The 7,362-nt window shown below is 32.5% G+C and carries 5 protein-coding genes; 1 reads left to right on the top strand and 4 read right to left on the bottom strand.

The annotated features are described in order from the left end of the window. Window positions 1–2,903: TonB-dependent receptor (locus tag V5787_RS01070; RefSeq protein ID WP_336891440.1), on the bottom strand; the 2,903-nt coding region annotated here is incomplete at its 3' end. A 193-nt stretch (window positions 2,904–3,096) separates the two neighbouring features. Further along, entirely contained in the window at window positions 3,097–4,266 is a 1,170-nt protein-coding gene (locus V5787_RS01075) for a FecR family protein (protein WP_336891441.1), read from the bottom strand. A gap of 133 nt (window positions 4,267–4,399) precedes the next feature. Between V5787_RS01075 and V5787_RS01080 the strand changes: the two genes are divergently transcribed. Next, entirely contained in the window at window positions 4,400–4,990 is a 591-nt protein-coding gene (locus V5787_RS01080) for a sigma-70 family RNA polymerase sigma factor (RefSeq protein WP_336891442.1), read from the top strand. 666 nt (window positions 4,991–5,656) lie between these two features. On the opposite strand, the gene V5787_RS01085 is transcribed toward V5787_RS01080, so the two are convergent. Beyond that, window positions 5,657–6,595 carry a family 43 glycosylhydrolase gene (locus V5787_RS01085; RefSeq protein ID WP_336891443.1) on the bottom strand — a complete coding sequence of 313 codons (939 nt, stop codon included), beginning with the start codon at window positions 6,593–6,595 and terminating at the stop codon, window positions 5,657–5,659. A gap of 462 nt (window positions 6,596–7,057) precedes the next feature. Beyond that, window positions 7,058–7,362: transposase (locus V5787_RS01090; protein ID WP_336891444.1), on the bottom strand; the 305-nt coding region annotated here is incomplete at its 5' end.

Raw genomic sequence — 7,362 nt, forward strand, 5'->3', positions numbered from 1 at the left:
AAAAACAGATTCAAATCAAAATTTTCATAGGTCAAACCTGTACTCAAACCGAACACCCATTCAGGTGTTGATGTTTTATCATTTCTAACTCTATCATTATCATTGATAACACCATCATTGTTTTTGTCTATAATTTTAATATCTCCAAGCCCAGAACTTCCTGAATAAGGATAAGCATCAAGTTCTTCCTGGGTATTAAAAACCCCATCTGTTTCATAATACAGCTCTGCACCAACAGGTTTACCTGTTTGATTTTGGTAATCTTCAGAATTTGGTGTCTCATCCATAAACACAATTTCACTATTTGCATAGGACACATTTCCATTAATAGAATAACCAACATCACCAATCGTATTTTTATATAGCAAAGCAAGTTCAAAACCCCTCCCGTCGACCTCTCCTATATTTTCATCCGGTAAACTAGGAAAACCTAATATACTAGGCGTGGAAAGGTATCTAGAGGTCAAAATATTAGATCTATTTTCCTTCCAGAACGTTACTTCTGTGCCTAACAAGCCTCCGAAAAAATCAGCTTCTATACCTATATCTGTTTTAACACTTACCTCCCATGTTATATTTGGATTCGGCAAAGTACTTGAATAAACTCCAGGCACATCACTAGTCCCAAATACGTAGTTATTACCAAAATAAAAAGATTGCATGTATTGATATTGCCCTACACTATCATCCCCCAATTTCCCATGTGAAACTCTCAGTTTTAGATGATCTACAAAAGGCAGATTATCTTTTATAAAAGATTCTTCAGAGAGAACCCAACCTGCAGAAACTCCGGGAAAAAAACCATAACGTTCCCCTTCAGGAAAAACTTGAGAACCATCGTAGCGGAATAAAAATTCCACAAGATATTTTGATTTAAAGTCATAATTAAACCTACCAAAATAGTTATTATAAGCCGTTGCTGCAGAAGCACCTCCATTATCTTTATCTTCAGCTGCGCTACTTCCTACATCAATCTCATCGATGACTGTACTAACATAGTTTCTTCTGAAAGCCTGGACCCAACTATGCATGTTCTCTTGTTGCTCTTGCCCAACCATTGCCGACATATTATGATCACCGAAAGTGTTCTCGTAAGTAAAACGGTAATTAAACATTTTGGTCGTAAATTTATCATACCTATCAGTAAGCTCAGGAGTTAATGGACCCAATGTTTTCTCGTCATAGTTTCCCGTATTTACATTAAATTCATGATAATTATAAGGAATTTCCCAAAGCTTATTAGTCTGATTATCTTGATCATAATTGAATGAAGCATCAAATTTCAACCCTTTTACAAACGGAATTTTATAAGAAGCCGTAAAAGTAGTGTATATAGGAGTTTCACCAATATTGTTATAACCTCTACGGTCAAGTAATAACGGATTCTGACCAAGTCGTCCTGGAGCTATTAGACCATTAGGATATACGGCTGGTAGCGTTGGAAGAGCCTGCAAAATGTTATAAAAATTAAAAAGGGTTTCTGCAGATGAGTATTCTTTTTTCATATTTATACCCGAAAGATTTACTCCAACAGTCAAATTGTCAGTTAAATCAACATCGACCTTAGCCCGCATATTATACTGTTGGTACCTTGTCGGATTATTTATATAATTCCCTTCTTGGTCTAAATAAGAAAAAGAAAGAAAGTAACTCACTTTTTCTGAGCCACCAGATGCCGACATACTAAAACGGCTTTGCATTGCATTTTTTTTCAATGTTTCATCTACCCAATTCGTATTCGGGTACAAAACAGGGTCAGAACCATCTTTGAATTTTTGAATAGCTTCTTCAGAATAATATGGAGTATAACTACTCTCATCCGGTCTGCCCTGTGCATACCACTCTCCTTCATTAAATATTTCAGCATATGTTGCAGAATCCAACATATCCGGTAGTTGCGCAGGGTTTGAGAAAGCTGTTTCAAAAGAAACATTAAACACAGGCTTACCTCTCTTTCCTCTTTTAGTAGTAACTATAATTACCCCATTGGCAGCTCGAGCTCCATAGATTGCAGCTGAGGCATCCTTTAATACCGAAATATTTTCAATGTCACCTGGATTTAACCGACTCATATTTTCACGTGGTACACCATCAATAATTATAAGAGGTGAATTGTCTCCAAATGTTCCTGATCCACGAATTAAAATATTCGGATCATCACGACCTGGTTCACCTGTAGTTTGGTTCGCTGTCAATCCAGGTAATCTTCCTTGAAGGTTTGCTGATATATTTGCGCTAGGAGTGTGTATCAGCACTTCACCCTTTACAGCTGAAACAGACCCTGTCAAAGTCTTCTTTGTTTTCGTACCATAGCCTACAACAATTACCTCATCCAGACTCTCTGAATCTGGCCCCATCGAAATACTAAATTTAGTACGACTACCTACTGTTAAAGTTTGCGTTTCAAATCCAATATAAGAGACGGTTATTTGAGAATTCTCGCTAGTGACATTCAGACTAAAATTCCCATCAAAATCTGAAGTAGTACCATTATTGGTGCCTACTTCAATAATAGTAGCACCAGGTAATTCGAATCCTGTTTCATCCAATATTTGACCTGAAATATTTATAGTCTGCTCTATATCTGTACTAATTTCTGTTTTTCCTTTAAAAAAAATCGTGTTGTTTTCAGTTAGTTCAAAACTGAAATTAGTTGTAGCTAAGACAGTATCTATTAGCTTAGATACTTTTATCTCTCCTTTTTTTAATTGTATTTTTGGTGAATCTTTGAATAAAGATTTTGGATAGATAAAATTAAAATCGGTCTGTTTCTTGATTATTTTAAACACATTGTCTACAGTAACCAATTTGTCTTTTTCTATAATTATCTTTTCTTGAGAGAACGAATTTCCAGGGGTTAAACAGAAAACCGCAGTGCTTATAAAAAAAATAAATATTTTCATACACGTTTTTAAAAACCGCTTTCTAATGAGAGAACGGACATTAATTAAGTTAATTTTCATAAATTTGTTTTGATTTTAGTTAATACTCAGTTTAATTGATGTTTAAATTCGTTAATCCTCAGTTTAATTGACACTCTAAATTCTAAGGAACGAGCTCTGACACCGCCAAATGTTTAATGCTTCGTTCCTTTTTTTATTCTAAAATTACTTTATTATCATAAATCTCAAAGTTTTTAATTATTCCAAAATTTTGAATACCTATGAGTATTTCTTGAAGCCCCTGGGTTTTTCTTAATACTCCAATAAATTCTTCATTCTCTATAGCTTTATTTTTAAAAATCACTTCAACATCATACCATCTAGACAAAACAATCATCATTTCTTTGAGTGTCGTATTTTCAAAACCAAACACCCCATCTTTCCATGATATTTCGTTGTAAACGTCAACTGTAATAATCTCCATAAACTTATTATCATGGATACTGAGGTTTGATTGCTGTGAAGGTTTTAGGACTTGTTTTGTCAAACCAGAACTAACGACAACTTTTCCTTCTACTAAGGTTGTATAGATGTTTGATTCGCCTAAATAAGCTTTTATATTAAATTCTGTACCCAAAACTTCTATTTCCTGAGACTTATTTACAACCATAAAACTTGCACCATTATGGTTTGTACTTGGTGACACGTCAAAATAAGCCTCTCCATAAACTAATTCAACTTTTCTAGTCATTCCATTCCTAAAACTTACTGGATACTTTAATTGCGATTCAGAATTTAACCACACTTTAGTACCATCAGAAAGTTTTATAAAAAACTGTCCTGCTCTAGGTATCGTCAAATAATTGTATTCTATTTCTTCTATTTCTGAGTTTCTTTCTTTATAAATAATTTCAGTCCCTTTACTGTTGATATTTTGCTTCTTAAATGTTGTGCCTTTCCCTAAAATTACTTGAGAACCATCAGCTAAAGTTAATATCGCTTTGTCTGTTCCAGGCTCAATTGTATTATTTTGATTTACAATTATATTTTCTTGTAAATGATTCTTATTGATTCTGTCGTTTCTAAAAACATACGCATAAGTCATCAATCCAATTACCAAAACGGCTGCTGCATATTTATAATAGCTTTTTAGCTTGTAAAGCACAGATTTTTCTTTTCTTAATGTTAAAAGAAGCTTATTGAGCACCTCTTCTGTATTTGGTTCTTTCATACTATAATAAATAGAATAATGTATTTGAACATACTCTTTAAACACTCTTCTGTTTTTAGGTTTAGAAATCCATTCTGATAACCTATCCAAATCATTAGCTGTTGCTGATTTTGTTAAATATTTTATTATTAAATTTTCGATATCTGATAACATTCTTAATGTAGTTCTTTATATATATTACAATGATTTTTTACCTAATACTTGCTTTTTTGATGTTTTTTTTTGATTTTAATTATTATTTTATGATATTTACTTAGTCTTATAAACGGATTTACAAATTTAACCAATGTCGAATTCATACAAAAACAACGAACTAATTGATCATTTAAAAAAAGGTAAGGAAAATGCATATACCTATTTGGTTCGTTTTTACCACAAACCTCTTCTTATATATGCTTTAAGCCTTACCAATGATGATTCTAACGCAAAAGACATTGTTCAAAATGTGTTTTTAAAAACTTGGGTACATAGAAAAAGTCTAAATCCTGAATATTCTATCAAAAGTTTTTTATATAAAACAACTTATAATGAATTTATAAATCAGTATCATAAAAACAGGAAAAACTCAATATTAGAACGAGCATACACGGAAGCATTAGATGAAATAGTCAATGATAAAAACACTGAATTACAGAAACGAAAAATAAATATTATTACTAAAGGTATTTCCAATTTACCTCGAAAATGCAAAGAAACCTTCTTACTAAGTAAAAAAGAAGGCCTTACAAATATTGAAATTGCAGAGTACCATAAGGTTTCTATTAGAACTGTTGAGTGGCAACTTAATAAGGCATATAATCTACTTAGACAAAGATTAGCTGGTCAATTAAATAGTATTTTATTTTTATTGTTTAAAAGAGATTCTGTTAAATCCTAAATTTTTAAATAGTCACTAATTAAGTGTCTCTAATTAAGGTTTAGCAATGAAAAAATAACTGCATTCAGGGGTGAGCGTAGATTTAATTTTGGTAAAAAACACGCTTGTTTTTATAACTGGGTGTACTTATCCTTAGTTTCCCGCTGTTTCACCTATAACAACAGTTATTGAATGATGATTTCTCGGAATAAACTAAGGCTTTTGATAAATAGTAATAATACGTATTTTTGTTATCTTTATTGCTTCCCCAACTGGATTACCAAATAAAACTGTAACTATTTTACTCAAGCTGCTTTGTTTCATTTGAGTGTTTTCTGAAATTATTGATTGTTCTCGTAAGAGTTACTGTACTGACATTAAACCCGTTAGGATCTTAGTCTTGAGATTTAAAAAACTCTACATGATTCTGTGATGGTATAATCCAGTTCTCCATTCTCGAATAAATTCATTTTTTATTCCATAGTTTCTCGTATCATTCCGAGGTATCACAATTTGATTTTAATTTACAACTTAAAAAACAGTAAACAATGTCCCTTCTCACCTTATTGAACCGACAGTACTAAATCCGTACGATTAGTGGTGTAATTCGCCCACTCCGTTTATATTACGGGGGTGGATCTTGTCTACTCGATTGTGCACTAAAACGAATGACTGTTCATTTATTATCTACTTAGTTGGTATTACTTTTTTAATGGTACCATCCTGATTATAATATAATTTATCAAAACATATTGATCTACGAAAAGTGTGCGAGCTTCCTTCATGCCCCCATCCAAATTTCTCATCTACTTCAGGGTGATTTTTAAAGTACAAATCCGAATTGTGGTAAAACATGTACCATTGCCCCATGTACTCAACTATAGAGTGATGGTTTGTACCGCTGTTCATTTTTTCCAAAATAACTCCTTTATATTCGAAAGGTCCTAATGGATTGTTGGACATGCAATATTTTATCTCACCGCTTGTTCCAACATATGATAAATAATACTTATCCTTGTATTTATGCATCCAAGAAGCTTCAAAAAAATCATCGACACCTTCCAATAGGTGAACTTCACCATCGTATGAAATCATATCTTTATTGAGCTTAATGGCGTTTACAACCAACTGACCCATGTATAAATAGGCTTGTTCATCATCATCTATAAATACACCAGGATCAATAAAATCTCTATTACACACTACACCCTTAGTATCCATTGAAATTAGTGGTTTACCTAATGGATCAACAAATGGACCGGTTGGCTTATCACTCACGGCAACACCAATATGATACTGATCGGTTGGGTAATAAAAATAATACTTTCCATTTGCATTTATACAATCAGGTGCCCAGGCATATTTTTTGGCCCATTTAACATCTTTTATATCTAAAGCTACACCATGACTAGTCCAGTTTACCATATCTGTAGTTGAAAACACATGCCAATCTACCATATCGAACCATTTAGCATTATCTGGATCGTGAGAAGGGTATACGTACAATATATCGTTAAACACACGAGCCGAAGGGTCAGCAGTATACATATGTGTAATAAATGGATTCTGAGCAAAGCAGATATTTCCAATTATATTTATTAAAAAAATGGAACTAAAATATTTCATATATCTTTCTTTTATGGTGCAGAATGGTTTTGTATAAAAATCAGATTAGGAGAAAATGTCAAAGACTTTTCGACCGCACAAAAATAGAATTAAAAGAAGAAATTTACACTAAATAACAGAACTCCCAAGTTAGCTTTATACTGAGTTACCGAATTGTTGTTTTCGTCCGAGTAAATTCATTTTATACTTGTTTCAATTTTTCATTAAAAATAAGAATATCTTTCTCATTTCCAACTGTTTTTTTCGCTTTTTAGTAAATTCTACTGAGCTTCCTGTTTCTCCCCTGTATAACAAGAGTAATCTTTTAAATTTCGATTCTAAATTGTCGAGCCTTATTCAAACGATGAATAATACGGGTTATCAGGAGAACTTAAGACCTTTGAATAATGCTCTCATCAATTTTAGATTTCAATTTTGACTTTTTTAATCTAAAATTTATGTTTTTTTTCCTTATTATGTAAGTTATGAATCTATTTCTTGGTGGTATGGTGCGGCCTGTTCTATTGTCATTCCACAGAAATAGCTGAAGGATAAACTATCGTTAAGTCTATCTTCTACTTCGTAATCGCTTAAACCATACCAACTTTGCAAAAGACACATTTTAAAAAGAAACAAACCATCATAGCAAGGCTTACCAACGGCACTTTTACCCCTGGAATAGTCCTTGTCTATTATTTTTGAAATTCGATCCCAATCGATAAGAATATTTATTTGACTGAAAAATGTAGCTTTTATCTTTCTTGTGCGTAAATCACAAATGCTATCTG

Origin of the sequence: Flavicella sp. (assembly GCF_037132785.1) — a bacterium.
Lineage (GTDB): Bacteria > Bacteroidota > Bacteroidia > Flavobacteriales > Flavobacteriaceae > Flavicella.

Excerpts from the sequence above, each read along its gene's own strand:
- V5787_RS01075 (WP_336891441.1), bottom strand. The coding sequence starts at position 4,266 with ATGTTATCAGATATCGAAAATTTAATAATAAAATATTTAACAAAATCA.
- V5787_RS01080 (WP_336891442.1), top strand. The coding sequence starts at position 4,400 with ATGTCGAATTCATACAAAAACAACGAACTAATTGATCATTTAAAAAAA.
- V5787_RS01085 (WP_336891443.1), bottom strand. The coding sequence starts at position 6,595 with ATGAAATATTTTAGTTCCATTTTTTTAATAAATATAATTGGAAATATC.